At 66.1% G+C, this 17,850-nt stretch carries 19 protein-coding genes and 1 rRNA gene; 17 read left to right on the top strand and 3 right to left on the bottom strand.

The window, feature by feature from the left end:
- The first annotated feature begins 65 nt into the window (after positions 1-65).
- From prfA to AB0M14_RS00030, 15 genes are all read left to right on the top strand, one after another.
- Positions 66-1,136, top strand: a complete 1,071-nt coding sequence (prfA, locus tag AB0M14_RS00100) for a peptide chain release factor 1 (RefSeq protein WP_364986261.1) — start codon at positions 66-68, stop codon at positions 1,134-1,136.
- Positions 1,137-1,253: 117 nt separating this feature from the next.
- The gene (prmC, locus tag AB0M14_RS00095; RefSeq protein WP_364991150.1) at positions 1,254-2,132 is read left to right on the top strand and encodes a peptide chain release factor N(5)-glutamine methyltransferase; all 879 of its coding nucleotides are present in this window, start codon (positions 1,254-1,256) and stop codon (positions 2,130-2,132) included.
- 60 nt (positions 2,133-2,192) lie between these two features.
- Positions 2,193-2,858 carry an L-threonylcarbamoyladenylate synthase gene (locus tag AB0M14_RS00090; protein WP_364991147.1) on the top strand — a complete coding sequence of 222 codons (666 nt, stop codon included), beginning with the start codon at positions 2,193-2,195 and terminating at the stop codon, positions 2,856-2,858.
- A 4-nt stretch (positions 2,859-2,862) separates the two neighbouring features.
- Entirely contained in the window at positions 2,863-4,008 is a 1,146-nt protein-coding gene (locus AB0M14_RS00085; RefSeq protein ID WP_364986258.1) for an MraY family glycosyltransferase, read from the top strand.
- 10 nt (positions 4,009-4,018) lie between these two features.
- Positions 4,019-4,468 (top strand): hypothetical protein, encoded by a 450-nt coding sequence (locus tag AB0M14_RS00080; RefSeq protein ID WP_364986255.1) that lies wholly within the window; start codon positions 4,019-4,021, stop codon positions 4,466-4,468.
- Positions 4,469-4,739: 271 nt separating this feature from the next.
- Positions 4,740-5,570 carry a F0F1 ATP synthase subunit A gene (atpB, locus tag AB0M14_RS00075; RefSeq protein ID WP_364986252.1) on the top strand — a complete coding sequence of 277 codons (831 nt, stop codon included), beginning with the start codon at positions 4,740-4,742 and terminating at the stop codon, positions 5,568-5,570.
- A 73-nt stretch (positions 5,571-5,643) separates the two neighbouring features.
- The gene (locus tag AB0M14_RS00070) at positions 5,644-5,892 is read left to right on the top strand and encodes an ATP synthase F0 subunit C (protein ID WP_364986249.1); all 249 of its coding nucleotides are present in this window, start codon (positions 5,644-5,646) and stop codon (positions 5,890-5,892) included.
- A gap of 5 nt (positions 5,893-5,897) precedes the next feature.
- Positions 5,898-6,458 (top strand): F0F1 ATP synthase subunit B, encoded by a 561-nt coding sequence (locus AB0M14_RS00065; protein ID WP_364986245.1) that lies wholly within the window; start codon positions 5,898-5,900, stop codon positions 6,456-6,458.
- A gap of 19 nt (positions 6,459-6,477) precedes the next feature.
- Positions 6,478-7,287 carry a F0F1 ATP synthase subunit delta gene (locus AB0M14_RS00060; RefSeq protein WP_364986242.1) on the top strand — a complete coding sequence of 270 codons (810 nt, stop codon included), beginning with the start codon at positions 6,478-6,480 and terminating at the stop codon, positions 7,285-7,287.
- A 52-nt stretch (positions 7,288-7,339) separates the two neighbouring features.
- Positions 7,340-8,980 (top strand): F0F1 ATP synthase subunit alpha, encoded by a 1,641-nt coding sequence (gene atpA / locus AB0M14_RS00055; protein WP_364986239.1) that lies wholly within the window; start codon positions 7,340-7,342, stop codon positions 8,978-8,980.
- Positions 8,981-9,033: 53 nt separating this feature from the next.
- Positions 9,034-10,005, top strand: a complete 972-nt coding sequence (locus tag AB0M14_RS00050) for a F0F1 ATP synthase subunit gamma (protein WP_364986236.1) — start codon at positions 9,034-9,036, stop codon at positions 10,003-10,005.
- 22 nt (positions 10,006-10,027) lie between these two features.
- Positions 10,028-11,476, top strand: coding sequence for a F0F1 ATP synthase subunit beta (gene atpD, locus AB0M14_RS00045; protein WP_364986233.1), 1,449 nt, complete (start codon positions 10,028-10,030; stop codon positions 11,474-11,476).
- A 6-nt stretch (positions 11,477-11,482) separates the two neighbouring features.
- Positions 11,483-11,860: a F0F1 ATP synthase subunit epsilon gene (locus AB0M14_RS00040; protein ID WP_364986230.1), complete on the top strand. Its 378-nt coding sequence runs from the start codon at positions 11,483-11,485 to the stop codon at positions 11,858-11,860.
- A gap of 209 nt (positions 11,861-12,069) precedes the next feature.
- A complete protein-coding gene (locus AB0M14_RS00035) occupies positions 12,070-12,492 on the top strand; it encodes a DUF2550 domain-containing protein (RefSeq protein ID WP_364986227.1) in 423 nt (140 codons plus the stop codon).
- A gap of 25 nt (positions 12,493-12,517) precedes the next feature.
- Positions 12,518-13,093: a cob(I)yrinic acid a,c-diamide adenosyltransferase gene (locus AB0M14_RS00030; protein ID WP_364986224.1), complete on the top strand. Its 576-nt coding sequence runs from the start codon at positions 12,518-12,520 to the stop codon at positions 13,091-13,093.
- A gap of 55 nt (positions 13,094-13,148) precedes the next feature.
- Here AB0M14_RS00030 and AB0M14_RS00025 read toward each other — a convergent pair whose 3' ends face one another.
- The 3 genes from AB0M14_RS00025 to AB0M14_RS00015 form a co-directional block, all read right to left on the bottom strand.
- Positions 13,149-13,520 (bottom strand): group 1 truncated hemoglobin, encoded by a 372-nt coding sequence (locus AB0M14_RS00025; protein ID WP_364986221.1) that lies wholly within the window; start codon positions 13,518-13,520, stop codon positions 13,149-13,151.
- A gap of 107 nt (positions 13,521-13,627) precedes the next feature.
- The gene (locus AB0M14_RS00020) at positions 13,628-14,440 is read right to left on the bottom strand and encodes a DivIVA domain-containing protein (RefSeq protein ID WP_364986218.1); all 813 of its coding nucleotides are present in this window, start codon (positions 14,438-14,440) and stop codon (positions 13,628-13,630) included.
- A complete protein-coding gene (locus AB0M14_RS00015) occupies positions 14,431-15,612 on the bottom strand; it encodes a globin domain-containing protein (protein WP_364986215.1) in 1,182 nt (393 codons plus the stop codon). The genes AB0M14_RS00020 and AB0M14_RS00015 overlap by 10 nt, the downstream gene beginning before the upstream one ends.
- A gap of 420 nt (positions 15,613-16,032) precedes the next feature.
- On the opposite strand from AB0M14_RS00015, the gene murA reads away from it, so the two are divergent.
- Both murA and AB0M14_RS00005 read left to right on the top strand, forming a co-directional pair.
- Positions 16,033-17,313: a UDP-N-acetylglucosamine 1-carboxyvinyltransferase gene (gene murA / locus AB0M14_RS00010; protein ID WP_364986212.1), complete on the top strand. Its 1,281-nt coding sequence runs from the start codon at positions 16,033-16,035 to the stop codon at positions 17,311-17,313.
- Positions 17,314-17,763: 450 nt separating this feature from the next.
- Positions 17,764-17,850, top strand: a 16S ribosomal RNA gene (locus AB0M14_RS00005); the annotation flags it as partial.

Below are 17,850 nucleotides of genomic sequence, written 5' to 3'. Positions count from 1 at the left end.
CGCTGCAGACCGGGCGTCGGCGCATTTCCGGAGCCGCACTGAAATGACGTAGAAAAGGAAGCATCATGACGCAGCCGTCCGCGATCGACGACATTCTGGCCGAGTACCACGGCCTGGAGACGCAGTTGGCCGATCCGTCGCTGCACAACGACGCCGGCGCCGCGCGCCGGGTCGGTAAGCGATTCGCCGAGCTGGCCCCGGTGATGAGCACCTACAACAAGCTGAAGTCCGCGCACGACGATCTCGCCGCCGCCCAGGAACTGGCCGCCGACGATCCGGCGTTCGCCGCGGAGATTCCGGACCTGTCGCGTCAGGTCGAGGAGCTGGAAGCGGCGCTGGCCGACCTGCTCGCCCCCCGTGACCCGCACGACGGCGACGACGTCGTGCTCGAGGTCAAGTCCGGCGAGGGCGGCGAGGAATCCGCGCTGTTCGCCGCCGACCTGGCCCGCATGTACATCCGCTACGCCGAACGGCACGGCTGGAAGGTGGAGGTGCTCGGCGCCACCTACACCGAACTGGGCGGTTACAAGGAAGCGACGCTGTCGATCAAGAGTCGCGACGCGGCGCGTGACGGTGTCTGGTCCCGCCTGAAGTTCGAAGGCGGCGTGCACCGCGTGCAGCGCGTGCCGGTCACCGAATCGCAGGGCCGTATCCACACCTCCGCCGCCGGCGTGCTCATCTACCCCGAGCCCGACGAGGTCGAGGAGGTGCAGATCGACGAAACCGATCTGCGCATCGACGTGTATCGCTCCTCCGGCAAGGGCGGTCAGGGCGTCAACACCACCGACTCCGCGGTCCGCATCACCCACCTGCCCTCCGGCATCGTGGTGACCTGCCAGAACGAACGCTCCCAGTTGCAGAACAAGGCGCGCGCCATGCAGGTGCTGGCCGCTCGTCTGCAGTTGCTCGCCGAGGAGCAGGCCGAGCAGGAAGCGGCCGCGGGCCGGGCCAGCCAGATCCGCACGGTGGACCGCTCCGAGCGCATCCGCACCTACAACTTCCCGGAGAACCGCATCGCCGATCACCGCGTCGGATTCAAGGCGCACAACCTGGACGCCGTGCTCGACGGTGACCTGGATGCCCTGCTCGACGCACTCGGCAAGGCAGACCGCGAAGCCCGCATGACCGCGGAATAGCCTGGTGCGCATGAGCGAACGCAGTGAGCGGGTCAGGTGTCGGCGCGCACTGCGCAGGCCCGAGCCGAGCGTCGGCGAGGTGCAGGCATGAGCACGGTAGAAGGCGCACCGGCCGAGGTGCGCCGGGTGGCTCTGCGTCCCGCGATCAACGAGGCCGCCGAGGTGTTGCAGGCCGCGGGCATCCACAGTCCGCGCGCCGACGCCGAACAGCTGGCGGCGCACCTGCTCGGGGTGGAGCGCACTCGCCTGGCGCTGGTTCCGCTGGTCGAGCCCGATCTGCTCGCCGACTACCGGGCCTTGGTCGACCATCGCGCCCATCACGTTCCGCTACAGCACCTGACCGGTGTGGCTGCGATGGGCGCGATCGATCTCGCCGTCGGCCCAGGCGTTTTCGTGCCCCGCCCGGAGACCGAGGTCCTGTTCGCCTGGGCCCTGGCGCAGCTGGAGGCGCTGCCGCACGACCATCAGCCGATCGTCGTGGACCTGTGCACCGGTTCCGGAGCGTTGGCGCTGGCCATCGCCCACGCCCGCCCCGACGCCGACGTACACGCGGTCGAGATCGATCCCGATGCCCTGAAGTGGGCGCGCCGCAACGCCGACGACCGCATTGCCGCCGGCGACACCCCGATCACCCTGTACGCCGACGACGCCACCGCCCCAAACCTGCTCACCGAACTGACCGGCCGCGTCGACCTGGTCGTCTCCAACCCGCCCTACATCCCCACTGGCGCACAGCTGGATCCCGAAGTAGCAGACCATGATCCGCACCGCGCCTTGTTCGCGGGCACGGACGGCCTCGACGTCATCCGCCCCATGATCCCCGTCCTCACACGCCTCCTACGCCCAGGTGGCGCCGTCGCGATCGAACACGACGACACCAACGGCAACCAGCTCGCAGAACTCCTCACCACCTCCGGCCACTTCACCACCATCACCGAACACCTCGACCTGGCCGAAAAACCCCGCTTCGTAACCGCAACCACCACCCCGCAATAGCCCCCACAACACCAACCGCCGCAGAAACCAGCCAAAACCCACTGTGACAGGATGACCCCCGTGAGTACCGTCTACGACTGCGCGGATCCCGACTCGCGCGCCGCCGGACTGTCCGCAGCGACGAGCGCCCTGAAGTCCGGCCGCCTGGTAGTCCTGCCGACCGACACGCTGTACGGTCTGGCCGCCGACGCCTTCGACTCGACCGCGGTGAATTCGCTCCTAGCGGCCAAACGGCGCGGCCGGGACATGCCGGTGCCAGTCCTGGTCGGTTCCTGGCACACCATCGACGGCCTGGTGTTCTCGGTGCGCCCGCAGGCCCGCGAGCTGATCCGGGCGTTCTGGCCCGGCGGCCTGAGTCTTGTTGTGCAGCAAGCGCCTTCGCTGGCCTGGGATCTCGGTGACACACGCGGCACCGTGATGCTGCGGATGCCGCTGCACCCGGTCGCGCTGGAGTTGCTGCGCGAGGTGGGCCCGCTCGCGGTGTCCAGCGCCAACGTCTCCGGGCAGCCGCCGGCCAAGACCGCCGCCGAGGCGCGCGATCAGCTCGGTTCGCTGGTCGGGGTGTACCTCGACGGCGGCCCGGCCGACCACGCCATCGCTTCCACCATCGTCGACCTCACCTCCGATCAGCCCCGGATCCTGCGCGCGGGCGCGGTGCCGGTGGCCGAGATCGCCGAGGTGCTCGGGATGAAGCCCGAAGATCTCACCAGTCCCGCTGCCCGGTGATCGGATGAGTGCTGTTGTGCCGCTGCGCGAGCTCCTGCTCGTGCTGCTCATCTCGGCCACCGTGACTTTCCTGGCCACCGGCGGAATCCGGACCATCGCCATCGCCTTCGGCGCGGTAGCTGTACCCCGCGAGCGGGACGTGCACGTCAAGCCGATCCCGCGGATGGGCGGCGTCGGCATGTACATCGGGCTGGTGGCGGCGGTGCTTTTCGCGCACCAATTGCCCGCGCTGCGCCGGGGATTCGATTACGCGCCGGATATTCCGGCGATCCTGGTGGCCGCCACCATCATCGTGCTGGTCGGCATTGTCGACGACCGCTGGGGCCTGGACGCGCTCACCAAGTTCGCAGGTCAGGTCACCGCAGCCGGCGTGATGGCGGTGATGGGGCTGAGTTGGTACAGCATTTACAATCCGTTCAGCAATTCGACGATTTCGCTTGATGCACTGCAGGGTGGCCTGGTTACCGTCGCGGTGACGGTCACGCTCGTGAATGCGATGAACTTCGTCGACGGCCTGGACGGTCTCGCCGCGGGGCTCGGTTTGATTTGTGCCGCCGCGGTATTCGTGTTTGCTGTCGGTTTGATGAATGAACAGGGCGGCTCGGTCGACACGTATCCGCCCGCGTTGCTGGCCGCCGCATTGGCCGGTGCGTGCCTGGGATTTCTGCCGCACAATTTCTCACCCGCCCGGATTTTCATGGGCGATTCCGGGTCCATGTTGATCGGTCTGGTGCTCGCCGCGGCGTCCACGAGTGCGTCCGGCCGGATTCCGCTGCAGGGTTTCGGTCCGCGCGACATCGTCGGTCTGCTCTCGCCGCTACTGCTGGTCGGCGCGGTGATGTTCATTCCGGTGCTGGACTTGGTGCTGGCGATCGTCCGCCGGGTTCGGGCCGGCGTAAGTTTTTCGACTCCGGACAAAATGCACTTGCATCATCGCTTGCTGCAGATCGGGCATTCCCAGCGCCGGGTCGTCCTGCTCATCTATTTATGGGTCGGCGTGCTGGCCTTCGGTGCGGTCGGCAGTTCGCTGATGGACCGCACGGTGGTGGTGTTGCTGATGGCCGCCGGCCTGCTTTTCGCCCTGGTCGTCACCGCCGTGCCGGGCCTGCGGCGCGGGGAGGCGGCCGGGAAGCATCAGGCGCCCGGGTAAAGTTTTCAGCGTGACTTTTACTCCGAAGCCGATCCCCGGCCCCGACGCTCCGCTGAAGTCGGCGCTGCGTTACGGCCTCATCGGGTTGGCCGTCCTGGTCGTGCTCGCCGTCGCGATCGCGACGGCGGCGGCCAGTACGCCGGGCCTCTGGGGCGCCCTGATCGGCGCCGCGATCGGCGGCGGATTCATCCTCACGACCGCGGCCGTCGTGCTGTTCGGCGCCAAGCTGCCGCCGAGCACCGCGGGCCTGATCATCCTGGTCAGCTGGGTCGGCAAGCTGCTCGTGGTGCTGGTGGTGGTGGCAGTGCTGCAGCAGTTCGACTTCTACAACCGCATGGCTTTGTTCCTCACCGTGGTGGGCGCGCTGTTGATCGTGCTGGGCGCCGAGACGTACGGCGTTCTGCGCCAAAAGGTTCCGTACGTGACCACCACGGCGGGCGACTCCGATACCAGCGAGTAGGAAAAACGCTCACCCCCCTACACAGCGTCGTAGATAACTTGGTAAAGTGTTGGTAAGCAAGCACCCAAGGCAGGGGGGGGTCACCAAGATCCCGCCAAGTGCCGCTATGCTTACTGCCGTACCGGACCCGGAGGGTTTCGGTTCTGCATGTCGACGATGTCGCCGACACACGTACAGACGCCACGGCGGGTTTGCCGCACAGCTGCTGACGAACTTCGAGCCGACCTAGTCGACCCAAATTGATCGTCAATGTCCGATCGAACCGCGGGATATGACCGTACCCGCGGCCCGAACACGGGAGAGAACGCTGAGCGTCACCTTTTTGGCGGCGGGCGAGTTCCACGCGCCCTCGCTAGATGACTTCTTCCCTGAAGCTGTGCTGTTCGAGGGAACGTTCTTCGAACTCGACCGTTTGATGCTCGTACGCATCTTCATGACGGTTCTGCTACTCGGCTTCATGCTGCTGGCATTCCGCAGCCCGAGGATCGTCCCGCGCGGACTGCAGAACGTCGCCGAATATGGCCTGGTCTTCGTCAAGGAGCAGATTTGCGACGAGGTTCTCGGTAAAGAATCCGGACGCAAGTTCTTCCCGCTCATCGCGACGATCTTCTTCACGGTCCTCTTTCTGAACTTCTCCGGCGTCATTCCGGGTTTGAACATCTCGTCGAACGCCCGAATCGGCATGCCGCTGGTACTGGCCGTGCTCGCCTACCTCACCTTCAACTACGTGGGCATCAAGAAGTACGGCTTCCTCAAGTACATGCGCAGCAGCATCGTGGTTCCGAATGTTCCGCCCGCGCTGCATGTGCTGCTGATCCCGATCGAGTTCATCTCGACCTTCGTGCTCCGGCCGTTCACCCTGACCGTCCGACTCATGGCGAACATGCTGGCGGGCCACATCATGCTGGTCCTGTTCTTCAGCGCGACGCAGTTCTTCCTCTTCGACGCCGCGGCGTGGATGAAGATCTTCTCGCCGTTCTCGCTGTTGGCCGGCCTCGGATTCACGCTGTTCGAACTGCTGGTGGTCTTCCTGCAGGCATACGTCTTCGCCCTGCTGACCGCCGTCTACATCGGCCTCGCGCAGCACGCAGATTCTCACTGACCGACTAACTAAACGACTGGATACCTGCTCCCCGCCGACCGGCGGTGTGTGCAACAGAAAGGGAAAGAAACTCATGAGCCTCGCGTACCTGGCCCAGGAAGCCGCCACCACCGGCGAGAAGGTCAAGGGCTACGGCGCCATCGGCTACGGCCTGGCTGCCATCGGCCCCGGCATCGGCGTCGGCATCGTGGTCGGTAAGGCCATCGAAGGCATGACCCGCCAGCCCGAGCTGATGGGCACGGTCCGGACCAACATGTTCCTCGGTATCGCGTTCACCGAGGCGCTGGCCCTGATCGGTCTCGTCGCCGGCTTCATCTTCTGATTGCCATGACCGGCTTGACTGTGCTCGCGGCAACTGAGGGCGAGGATCCGAATCCCCTCATTCCCGCGACGTATGACATCTTTTGGTCGGCCGTCTGCCTGCTCGTCATCGGTGTCGTCTTCTACAAGTACGTCGTCCCTCGCCTGATGAAGGTGCTGGACGAGCGTGCCGAGAAGATCGAGGGCGGCATCGCCCGCGCCGAGGCCGCGCAGGAAGAGGCCCAGCAGACGCTCGAGCAGTACAAGCAGCAGCTGGCCGACGCTCGCCTGGAAGCGGCTCGCATCCGTGAGGAGGCCCGCACCCAGGGCCAGGAAATCCTCGCGCAGATGAAGACCGAGGCCCAGGCCGAGAGCGATCGCATCGTGGCCGCCGGCCACAGCCAGCTGGAAGCCCAGCGCCAGCAGATCCAGAACGAACTTCGCTCCGAAGTCGGCCGTACGGCCGTCGATCTGGCCGAGAAGGTTATCGGTCAGTCGGTTTCGGACGAGGCCAAGCAGGCGGCATCGATCGAGCGGTTCCTGACCGAGCTCGACGAGTCGAATGCCGGCATCGGGGTCGGAAGGTAACGACGCGAAAGTGAGAAGCATGTACGCAGCGAGCCGTGAGGCAAGCGCCCGGTCCCGAGAGGCGCTGCGCGCCGCTCTGACCGGAAGCGACAGCGTTGCCGCCACGACGGGCTCTGAACTGTTCGCCGTTGTCGCCGTGCTGGACGAACAGCGTTCGCTGCGTGTTGCGCTCGCGGACGTGTCGGTGCCTGGTTCGGCGCGCGCCGAACTGAGCGAGCGGGTCTTCGGCGGCAAGGTCAGTCCTGCCACACAGGCAGTGCTGACCACCGCCGTGGCCCAGGACTGGTCCCGCACCGCCGACCTGGTCGACACCCTGGTGTTGCTCGGGCAGGAAGCGCTGCTGGAGTCGGCGGCCGACAGCGGCAAGCTCGACGCGGTGGAGGACGAGCTGTTCCGGCTCGGTCGCATCATCGCCGACAGCCCCGACCTGGAACAGGCACTGTCGGATCGCTCGAAGCCGGCTCAGGCCAAGCGCGAACTGATTGCCCGGCTGCTGAACGGCAAGGCCTCCGATATCACGGTCGCCCTCGCCGAACAGGCCGTCGCCCGGCAGAAGACCAGCATCGGCGACGCGTTCGACGCGCTGTCCGATTTGGCGGCCGCCCGGCGCGAGCAGATTGTCGCGCACGTGCAGGCCGCGATCGAGCTGACCCAGGAGCAGCGGGACCGGCTGGCCGGCTCCCTGCAGCGCATCTACGGCAAGCAGGTCGCGGTGCACGTCGAGGTCGATCCGAATCTGCTGAGCGGACTGGTCGTCCGCGTCGGCGACGACGTGATCGACGGCAGCGCCATCGGCCGACTGGAGCGGCTGCGCCGCGAGCTGGCCTGAGCCCGGCGCCCCACCCCCCGACATTCGAGACCCAAGCGAGAGCAGGAAGAACATGGCGGAGCTGACGATCTCCTCCGACGAGATCCGTAGCGCGATCGAGAGCTACACCCAGAGCTACACCCCCGAGACCTCCATCGAAGAAATCGGTGTGGTCACCGACGCGAGTGACGGCATCGCGCACGTCTCCGGCCTGCCTTCGGCAATGGCCAACGAGCTGCTCGAATTCCCGGGCGGCGTGCTCGGTGTCGCCCTGAACCTCGAGGACCGCGAGATCGGTGCGGTCATCCTCGGCGAGTTCGCCGAGATCGAAGAGGGCCAGGAAGTCAAGCGGACCGGTGACGTGCTCTCGGTCCCCGTCGGCGACAAGTTCCTCGGTCGCGTGGTCAACCCGCTCGGCCAGCCCATCGACGGCCTCGGCGAGATCGAAGCCGACGAGCGTCGCGTGCTCGAGCTGCAGGCCGCCACCGTGCTGGAGCGCCAGCCGGTCGAGGAGCCGATGGCCACCGGCATCACCGCCATCGACGCCCTGACCGCCATCGGCCGCGGCCAGCGTCAGCTCGTCATCGGCGACCGCAAGACCGGCAAGACCGCGGTCTGCATCGACGCCATCCTGAACCAGAAGGCGAACTGGGAGTCCGGCGACCCGACGAAGCAGATGCGCTGCATCTACGTCGCGATCGGTCAGAAGGGTTCCACCATCGCGGGCGTCAAGGCCGCGCTGGAAGAGCACGGCGCGATGGAGTACACCACCATCGTCGCGGCTCCGGCCTCCGACTCCGCCGGCTTCAAGTGGCTGGCTCCGTACACCGGCTCGGCCATCGGCCAGCACTGGATGTACCAGGGCAAGCACGTCCTGATCGTGTTCGACGACCTGACCAAGCAGGCCGAGGCCTACCGCGCGATCTCGCTGCTGCTGCGCCGCCCGCCGGGCCGCGAGGCGTACCCGGGTGACGTCTTCTACCTGCACTCCCGTCTGCTGGAGCGTTGCGCGAAGCTGTCCGACGCCATGGGCGCGGGTTCGATGACCGGCCTGCCGATCATCGAGACCAAGGCCGGCGACGTCTCGGCGTTCATCCCGACCAACGTCATCTCCATCACCGACGGCCAGGTCTTCCTCGAGTCCGACCTGTTCAACAAGGGTGTCCGCCCGGCGATCAACGTCGGTACCTCGGTCTCCCGTGTCGGTGGCGCTGCCCAGACCAAGGCCATGAAGAAGGTCGCCGGTTCGCTGCGTCTGGAGCTGGCCCAGTTCCGTGAGCTGGAGGCGTTCTCCGCCTTCGCCTCCGACCTGGATGCCGCCTCCAAGGCTCAGCTCGAGCGCGGCGCCCGCTGGGTCGAGCTGCTCAAGCAGAACCAGTACTCGCCGGTTTCGGTCGAGGACCAGGTCATCTCGATCTTCCTGGTGGACAAGGGCTACTACGACTCGGTTCCGGTCGGCGACATCCGTCGCTTCAACCGCGAGCTGCTCGAGGACCTGCACCGCAACGCCCAGGACGCGTTCGACGCGCTGCAGGGTGGCTCCAAGCCGCTCGACGGCGACAACGCCGAGGCCATCACGACGGCGACCGACAAGTTCAAGGCGGGCTTCCTCGCCTCGGACGGCAGCCGCGTGGTGAACGAAGCGGAGGCCGGCGAGCTCGACCACGAAGAGGTCGAGTCGCTGTCGGTCACCCGCAAGCACGTCGAGAAGTAAGTCGGACGAGCTAATGCGCTATTCGGAACTGGCGAATGAAGGGAGGGTGACCAATGGCAAGCTTGCGTGAATTGCGCTCCCGCATTCGCAGTGTGAATTCGACCAAGAAGATCACCAAGGCCCAAGAGCTGATCGCGACCTCGCGAATCACCAAGGCTCAGGCCCGGGTCGCGGCCGCCAAGCCGTACGCCGAGGAGATCACCAAGGCACTGGCCGAGCTGGCGAGCGCGTCGAAGAACCTGGCGCACCCGCTGCTGACCGAGCGGGAAAACCCGCGCCGGGCAGCGGTTCTGGTGATCAGCAGTGACCGCGGCATGTGCGGCGGTTACAACTCCAACGTGTTCCGGCGCGCCGAAGAGCTGATGACCACCTTGCGCAACGAGGGCAAGGAGCCGGTGCTGTATGTGATGGGCAACAAGGGCCTCACGTATTACACCTTCCGCAGCCGTCCGCCGTTGGCCGCGTGGACCGGGTTCTCGCAGCAGCCGGGGTACAGCGATGCCTCGGCCGCCTGCAACCACCTGGTGGAGGCCTTCATGGCCGGCGCCGAAGGCGAAGTTGCCGCACCCAACGGTGAGGGCACTATCGCCGGTGTCGACGAACTGCATGTCGTCTACACCCGGTTCGTGTCCATGCTGACGCAGACCCCGGAGGTGCGCCGCCTGGCGCCGATCCAGGTGAGCTTCGTGGACGAGAACTTCGACATGGGCGAGGACAGCTTCTCGGATTCCGAGACCGCTGATGTCAAGGCCCAGTACGAATTCGAGCCCGATGCCGATGTGCTGCTGGCGGCGCTGCTGCCGAAGTACGTCAACACGCGTATCTACTCATCGTTGCTCGAGGCAGCGGCATCCGAGTCCGCGGCTCGGCGCACCGCAATGAAGGCCGCCACCGACAACGCCAACGAGCTGGCCAGTGTGCTGCAGCGCGAGGCGAACTCGGTGCGTCAGGCCCAGATCACGCAGGAAATCAGCGAAATCGTCGGCGGCGTGAACGCGCTTGCCGCGAGCGGCGACCGCGACTAAGCGCAGGAAGAGAAACTAACCAATGACCGCAGCTGTCTCTCAAGACAACACGGCTCGGACCGGCGGCACCGCAGGCCGCGTCGTCCGCGTCATCGGCCCCGTCGTGGACGTCGAGTTCCCGCGTGGTTCGATCCCCGAGCTGTTCAACGCTCTGCACGCCGACATCGCTCTGAAGTCGGTGGCCAAGACCCTGACCCTCGAGGTTGCCCAGCACCTCGGCGACGGCATCGTGCGCACCATCTCGATGCAGCCGACCGACGGCCTGGTCCGTGGCGCGAGCGTCTCCGACACCGGCAAGCCGATCTCGGTACCCGTCGGCGACGTCGTCAAGGGCCACGTCTTCAACGCCCTCGGTGACTGCCTCGACAGCCCGGGCCTGGGCCGCGACGGCGAGCAGTGGGGCATCCACCGCAAGCCCCCGAGCTTCGATCAGCTCGAAGGCAAGACCGAGCTGCTCGAGACCGGCATCAAGGTCATCGACCTGCTGACCCCGTACGTCAAGGGCGGCAAGATCGGTCTGTTCGGTGGCGCCGGTGTCGGCAAGACCGTTCTGATCCAGGAGATGATCACCCGTATCGCGCGTGAGTTCTCCGGTACGTCGGTGTTCGCCGGCGTCGGTGAGCGCACCCGTGAGGGCACCGACCTGCACCTGGAAATGGAAGAGATGGGCGTCCTCCAGGACACCGCCCTCGTCTTCGGCCAGATGGACGAGCCGCCGGGCACGCGTATGCGCGTCGCCCTCTCGGCCCTGACCATGGCCGAGTACTTCCGCGACGTGCAGCACCAGGACGTGCTGCTGTTCATCGACAACATCTTCCGCTTCACCCAGGCCGGCTCCGAGGTCTCGACCCTGCTGGGTCGTATGCCCTCCGCCGTGGGTTACCAGCCGACGCTGGCGGACGAGATGGGTGAGCTCCAGGAGCGCATCACCTCGACCCGTGGTCGCTCGATCACCTCGCTGCAGGCGATCTACGTCCCCGCCGACGACTACACCGACCCGGCGCCGGCCACCACCTTCGCCCACCTGGACGCGACGACCGAGCTTTCCCGCCCGATCTCGCAGAAGGGCATCTACCCGGCCGTCGACCCGCTGACCTCGACCTCTCGTATCCTCGAGGCTTCGATCGTCGGCGACCGGCACTTCGCGGTGGCCAACGAGGTCAAGCGGATCCTGCAGAAGTACAAGGAACTGCAGGACATCATCGCGATCCTCGGTATGGACGAGCTCTCCGAAGAGGACAAGGTCCTCGTCGGCCGCGCCCGTCGTCTGGAGAAGTTCCTCGGCCAGAACTTCATCGTGGCCGAGAAGTTCACCGGTCAGCCGGGTTCGGTCGTGCCGCTGGAGCAGACCATCGACGACTTCGATCGGGTCTGCAAGGGCGAGTTCGACCACTTCCCGGAGCAGGCGTTCAACTCCTGCGGTGGTCTCGACGACGTCGAGGCGGCCGCGAAGAAGATCGCCGGAAAGTAGTCACCCATGGCTGAGATGTCAGTTGATCTCGTCGCTCTCGAACGCAGGCTCTGGTCCGGCCAGGCTTCGTTCGTCAGCGCCCAGACCACCGAGGGCCAGATCGGCATCATGCCGGGCCACGAGCCGCTGCTCGGCCAGTTGGTCGAGGGCGGCACCGTGACCATCGTCCCGGTCGAGGGTGAGCGGATCGTCGCGGCGGTGCACGGAGGGTTCTTCTCCGTCACGGCCAATACGGTCCGGGTGCTGGCCGAGACCGCCGAGTTCGCCGGCGAGGTCGATGTCGACGCGGCCCGCAAGGTGCTCGCCGACACCGAGGCCTCCGAGGAGGACCGGACTGTGGCTCAGGCTCAGGTGCGCGCGGTCGAAGCGCTCGCCGAGCACTGACCAGTGCGGCGGTAATTTCATAGAGCTTGTCGGCGGCGAAGGTTATCTTCGCCGCCGACAATGCTTTTCGGGCCCGCAGTAGAATCCGAGGACATGGGCTACCCACTGGTCGCCCGTTAGTAGACTCGTGTTTGAATATCGCAACGGATGGGTAACGGCGACCGCACCAAGGTGGCCGGGCGAAAGGACGGACCGCATTGCAGACCGGGATGGTTGTTCTGATCACCCTGGTATTGCTGCTGGTCGCGCTCGCGCTGATTTCCACCTATCGCTTGATCATGTTGCGCCGCGGCGGCACCTCCGCGCTGCTACGCGTCCTGCCTGCTAGCGGCGGTCAGGGCTGGCGGCACGGATTGATCCGGTACGACGAGGATCGCCTCGTCTTCTACAAACTCACCAGCCTGAAACTGGGCCCCGATTCCGTGATCCGCCGGCAAGGCATCGAGATCGGGGAACGGCGCGGCCCGGTCGGCGACGAGTACGACATCATGACCGACGAGATCATCGTCACCGGCGTCTCCGATACCCACGGCGGCTTCGAGATCGCCCTGGATCGCGGCGCCCGCGCGGCCTTCCTGTCCTGGGTCGAGTCCCGCCCGTCGGACCGCACCCGTCGTCTCGGCGGGCTCTGATCCTCCAGCAACTACGCTGGATCTCGTGAACGTGCACCTGACGCGGATCTACACGCGTACCGGCGATGACGGAACCACCGGTCTGAGCGACTTCTCCCGGGTCTCCAAGAACGATCCCCGGCTGGCGGCCTACGCCGATTGCGACGAGGCGAACGCCGCGCTGGGCGTGGCTGTCGCCCTGGGGAACCCCGAGCCCGAGATCCTGGCGGTCCTGCGCCAGGTGCAGAACGACCTGTTCGACGCGGGCGCGGATCTGTCTACGCCGGTCGTGGCCGAGCCCAAGTATCCGCCGCTCCGGATCACCCAGGACTACATCGACCGTCTCGAGGGCTGGTGTGATGAGTTCAATGCCGAACTGGCGCCGCTGAATTCGTTCATTCTGCCGGGCGGCACCCCGTTGGCCGCGCTGCTGCACACCGCGCGCACGGTCGCCCGGCGGGCCGAGCGGTCGGCCTGGGCGGCGGTGGACGCCCATCCCGACGACACCAGCGCCCTGCCCGCGCGCTACCTGAACCGGCTGTCGGATCTGCTGTTCATCCTCAGCCGGGTCACCAATCCGGGTGGCGACGTGCTGTGGCAGCCCGGCGGCGCGAAAAAGTAGCCGACGACGACAAAGGCCCGTTCATCCGGTGTGGATGAACGGGCCTTTCTCGTCGTCAGTGGGTGACGCCGGCGCTCACGATGTCGTCCGACAGCGGCGCGATCGCGCCGATGATCTGATCCACCAGCTCCTTCGGCACGCCCGCGCCGGTCAGCGCGTCGATCAGGTGCCCGGCGACCAGGTTGAAGTGGTCCTGTCCGATGCCGCGGCCCTGGTGCACGTCGCGCATCGGCGCGCCGCTGTAGGTTTGCGGCCCGCCGAGCGCGGCGCAGAAGAACTCCGTCTGCAAGCCCTTGAGCCGGGACAGGTTCACGCCGGTGAAGAACCCGGCGAGCTGCTCGTCGGCCAGTACCCGGACATAGAAATCGTCGACGACAGCGGCGACGGCCTCGGCCCCGCCGATCTGGTCATAAATGGAATCCGCCATCGCAGGCTTCTCCTTCTCAATTCGTCGTGGCCGCTTCGAATCTCGGCCGCGAATCGAAAAGCACTGTAGCGCAAGGGATTTCGATCCGCAGGTTGGAATCGGCGGGGCTAGTGGCTGAAGTCGTCGGAGGAGGTGAGCTGTGCCGGGTTCCAGTACGACACCGGCGCGGGCTTGTCCGCGGGCTCGGCCGGGGTCGAGATCTCGGCCTGCACCGGGCGCGCGGCCTTCTGCTGCTGCGCGGCTTTCGGTTCCCCGAGCTTGTCGATCTCGCTGAACAGCGCCTCGACGATGGTGTGCATCTGCTTCTGCGCGATCTGGGCGTAGGTGCGGATGTATTCGATCTCCGCGGGCGCCGGCTCCGGCGCGCCCTTGGGCACCGCGGTCAGCGACGCGATCCCGTCGGCCGCCTGCGCCGCGGACTCCTGCGCCTGCCGCAGAATGTCGGCGTACTGCTGCCGCGCCGCCGCGACCAGTTCGCGCGCGTAGACCTCGGCCTCGGCCACCGTCGACTCCGCCGACAACTGGGCCTGGCTCAGCATGTTCACCGCGCGGATGTTCACCCCGAGCAGGTCGTGCTGGGCCTCCTCACGTAGCTGATGGTTCTCCCGGCGCACCGCCGCGAGATCGGACCGCAACTGCTCGACGGTGAAGGTGTCCGCGGGTGTGGAGGACTTGTACATCGCGAGCTGGCGTTCCAGATCGGAGACCCGGGACGCCAGATAGTCGTTGTCCGACAGTAGCGACTTCTCACCACTGAACTCGAGCTGCTGGCTGAGCCGCTTGTTGGTGGCATTGAGCCGCGAGACCTCGCGCGCCACCCGCTCCAGGAATTCCTCGACATCGTTCTCGTCGTATCCGCGCCGGCCCAGCGCCGATCTCTTGAACTTCGCCTTCTCGATATCGCGTGGCTTCAGCGCCATGTGGTCACCTCGGGTCCCAGGGCATCGGCCGCTGCGGGTTCCGGCTCCGCGACCGTGTCGAACTGTTCGAATCTGATGGCCGAGCGCGGCATGCCCGCCCCGGCCAGCTCGGCGGTGGTGTGCTCGATCATCGGAGTGGATCCGCACACCAGCGCGGTGTAGCCCTGCCAGTGGTGGGCCTGGGCGGCGACGGCCCCGACCACGCCCTTGGCGCCGGGGTAGGTCGGATCCTCGGAGACGACCGGGGTGTAGCGGAACCACGGCCGGGTATCGGCCATCTCGCTTAGGAAGTGGTGTTCGTAGAGGTTCCATTGCGTCCGAACGCCGTGGAACAAATGCACATTCGTGGTCCGGCCGGTTTCCCGCCAGTCCGCGTCGAGCTGTTCGATGACCGCGCTCATCGGCGCCAAGCCGGTGCCGCCGGCGACCATCAGCAGGTCGCCGCGCAGGTCGTCGGTCAGGGTGAGCGCCGTGCCGATGGGCGCGCCGAGGCGCACCGAGTCGCCGGGGCGGATTTCGCGGGCCAGCGGGGCGCTGACGTGCCCGCCGGCCACGATCTGCACGTTCAGATCGATGGTGCCGTCGGCCCGCGGTGCGTTCGCCGGCGTGTAGTACCGCCACAATTTGGGCCGCTGCGGAATCTCGAGGGCCATCGACTGGCCGGCCACATACGGGTACGGCTCGGTCGGGCGAATCCGCAGCACCGCGACATCGATGCTGCGGCGATCGGTGCCGATGACCTCGGCTTCCCACCAGGCGGGGGCGGTCGCTTCGTCGTCCTCGGCGGCGACGACCATCAGTTTGGCGACGACGCCGTAGGCCTCGGCCCAATCCGCGGCCAGGCTGTCGGTCCAGGCCGCGCCCAGGAAGTACTGCAGCGTCGCGAGCAGCGAGGCGCCCGCGGCCGGGTAATGATCAGCAACGACCTCGAACTTGCGGTGATCGCGGCCGAGCTGCTGCACGAAGCTCGGATCGGCGCCGATCTTGTCCACATTGCTGACGATGCGGCCGAGTGCGGCGAAGAATTTGCCGCGCTGCGCGGCCATCGAAACCGGGAACATGGCCCGCACATCGGGGTGTGCCATGAACAGGTGTGAGTAGAAGTACAGGACCGCTTCGTCGCCGACTTTCTCGACGTCGCGCCAACTCGCCTGGAGTGCGGGGATATCCATAGCGGCTCAGCAGGCGGTGGATAGGAGAGCGCCGGGTCGGACTGCTCGACCCGGTGTGCCGGTGATCAACGGAAAAGTCCTCGATCCTATGGTGTCGGTAGGGGTTTCGACCTCGGCCGACACCAGGGTGGGCGCGCTGCGCCGCGGGTTGGTCTGTCGACATCGAGCGAACTGACTCGCCGGTAGCGTAGTCCAATTGAACGCGTGTCGCAGAACGAGAGGCCCGGATTTACAGTCCCTTCGGCTACGGAACGGGCGAGCGCATTTCACGCAAACCGCTCAGCAGTGCACCGGGATCGCGTACACACGCGTGCGCTGTGTCGGGGGTGGATAAGCTACCCGTGTGAGCGAGCGAAGCGAGGGAACCATGTTGCAGCGCGCATCGCGCACGCTGGAGCCGAGCGCTAGCGAGGTGCGGGCGTGAGCGAGCGGTTTATGGTCAGTGGGGGTAATCGGCTCGTCGGCGAGGTCACGGTGGGTGGCGCCAAGAACAGCGTCCTGAAACTGATGGCCGCGGCGCTCCTCGCGGAGGGCACGTCGACGATCACCAATTGCCCCGACATCCTCGACGTGCCGCTGATGGCCGACGTGCTGCGTGGTCTCGGATGCGAGGTCACCATCACAGACGACGCTCCCGGCGATCGTTCGGTGGTCACCATCACCACTCCGGCCGAGCCGAAGTATCACGCCGACTTCCCGGCGGTGACACAGTTCCGGGCCTCGGTCTGTGTCCTGGGTCCGCTGATGGCGCGGTGCAAGCGCGCCGTGGTGGCGCTGCCCGGCGGTGACGCCATCGGTTCGCGCCCGCTCGACATGCATCAGACCGGTCTGCGTCTGCTCGGCGCGACCAGCGAGATCGAGCACGGTTGTGTGGTGGCGCAGGCCGACCAATTGCAGGGCGCGCGTATCCGTCTCGACTTCCCGTCGGTGGGCGCGACCGAGAACATCCTCATGGCGGCGGTGCTCGCCGAGGGGGAGACGGTCATCGACAACGCCGCGCGCGAACCCGACATCGTCGATCTGTGCAACATGCTGGTGCGGATGGGTGCTCGGGTCAGTGGCGCGGGCACGTCCGTGCTCACGATCCAGGGCGTGAAGAGCTTGAAGCCGACCGACCATCGCGTCATCGGTGATCGGATCGTCGCCGCTACCTGGGGTATCGCCGCGTCCATGACGATGGGCGATGTGAAGGTCACCGGCGTGAATCCGAAGCATCTTTCGCTGGTGCTGGACAAGCTGCGCTCGGCCGGCGCGCGAATCTCCTTCGATGTGGACGGTTTTCGCGTCGTGCAGCAGGAGCGGCCGCGCGCGGTCAACTTCTCCACTCTGCCGTTTCCGGGGTTCCCGACCGACCTGCAGCCGATGGCCATCGGCCTGGCGGCGATCGCCGACGGCACGTCGATGATCACCGAGAACATCTTCGAGGCGCGTTTCCGCTTCGTGGAGGAGATGATCCGCTTGGGCGCCGACGCGCGGACCGACGGGCATCACGCTGTGGTGCGCGGGATTCCGCGGTTGTCGAGTGCGCCGGTGTGGTCCTCCGATATCCGCGCCGGCGCCGGTCTGGTGCTCGCGGGTCTGTGCGCCGACGGGGTGACCGAGGTGCACGACGTCTTCCATATCGACCGCGGTTATCCGAACTTCGTGGAGAAGTTGCAGGCGCTCGGCGGACAGGTGGAACGCGTCGGAGTCGCGAATTAGCCTGTTGACCAGGCGATTTGACATTGATCATCGCGACACGTAACTTTTATCGAGTCAGAGCGACACGGACACCAACCCGGGGCTGAGCGGAGACGCTGAGCGAGGGACACGAGGTCGTACGAGGAGCGCCTGACGATCACACTAGCTCGACTAGGACCCCGGATTTGGATCTGGGCGACTGGCTGAGCTAAGCTGTTTAAGTTGCCTCATTGAAACCCCCGAGAGATCGAGTGGCGGATGTGTGTGCGTGTGTTCTTTGAGAACTCAATAGTGTGTCGATGAATGTCAGTGCCAATTATTTATTGGTGCCAGCCATTTCATACCCCCCGGTTGGGATGGTTGGACATTTTGAACAACAGCGAATTTTTTTGCTGGTGTTTGGCTTTGCTAGGTTTTCGGACTCTAGTTAGATATTTCTGATTACACCCTTTGGGGTGTGGTTGAGAGTCTTCAACGGAGAGTTTGATCCTGGCTCAGGACGAACGCTGGCGGCGTGCTTAACACATGCAAGTCGAGCGGTAAGGCCCTTCGGGGTAC

The organism is Nocardia sp. NPDC051832 (assembly GCF_040681285.1).
In the GTDB taxonomy this organism is placed as follows: Bacteria; Actinomycetota; Actinomycetes; order Mycobacteriales; family Mycobacteriaceae; genus Nocardia.
Note: the sequence above shows the minus strand (reverse complement) of the source record. Positions and strands in the feature narration are given on the sequence as shown.

Excerpts from the sequence above, each read along its gene's own strand:
- AB0M14_RS00035 (WP_364986227.1), top strand. The coding sequence starts at position 12,070 with ATGGTTGTTCTGATCACCCTGGTATTGCTGCTGGTCGCGCTCGCGCTG.
- AB0M14_RS00070 (WP_364986249.1), top strand. The coding sequence starts at position 5,644 with ATGAGCCTCGCGTACCTGGCCCAGGAAGCCGCCACCACCGGCGAGAAG.
- AB0M14_RS00050 (WP_364986236.1), top strand. The coding sequence starts at position 9,034 with ATGGCAAGCTTGCGTGAATTGCGCTCCCGCATTCGCAGTGTGAATTCG.
- prfA (WP_364986261.1), top strand. The coding sequence starts at position 66 with ATGACGCAGCCGTCCGCGATCGACGACATTCTGGCCGAGTACCACGGC.
- atpB (WP_364986252.1), top strand. The coding sequence starts at position 4,740 with ATGACCGTACCCGCGGCCCGAACACGGGAGAGAACGCTGAGCGTCACC.
- atpA (WP_364986239.1), top strand. The coding sequence starts at position 7,340 with ATGGCGGAGCTGACGATCTCCTCCGACGAGATCCGTAGCGCGATCGAG.
- AB0M14_RS00020 (WP_364986218.1), bottom strand. The coding sequence starts at position 14,440 with ATGGCGCTGAAGCCACGCGATATCGAGAAGGCGAAGTTCAAGAGATCG.
- AB0M14_RS00060 (WP_364986242.1), top strand. The coding sequence starts at position 6,478 with ATGTACGCAGCGAGCCGTGAGGCAAGCGCCCGGTCCCGAGAGGCGCTG.
- atpD (WP_364986233.1), top strand. The coding sequence starts at position 10,028 with ATGACCGCAGCTGTCTCTCAAGACAACACGGCTCGGACCGGCGGCACC.
- AB0M14_RS00085 (WP_364986258.1), top strand. The coding sequence starts at position 2,863 with ATGAGTGCTGTTGTGCCGCTGCGCGAGCTCCTGCTCGTGCTGCTCATC.
- AB0M14_RS00025 (WP_364986221.1), bottom strand. The coding sequence starts at position 13,520 with ATGGCGGATTCCATTTATGACCAGATCGGCGGGGCCGAGGCCGTCGCC.
- AB0M14_RS00040 (WP_364986230.1), top strand. The coding sequence starts at position 11,483 with ATGGCTGAGATGTCAGTTGATCTCGTCGCTCTCGAACGCAGGCTCTGG.
- AB0M14_RS00065 (WP_364986245.1), top strand. The coding sequence starts at position 5,898 with ATGACCGGCTTGACTGTGCTCGCGGCAACTGAGGGCGAGGATCCGAAT.
- AB0M14_RS00015 (WP_364986215.1), bottom strand. The coding sequence starts at position 15,612 with ATGGATATCCCCGCACTCCAGGCGAGTTGGCGCGACGTCGAGAAAGTC.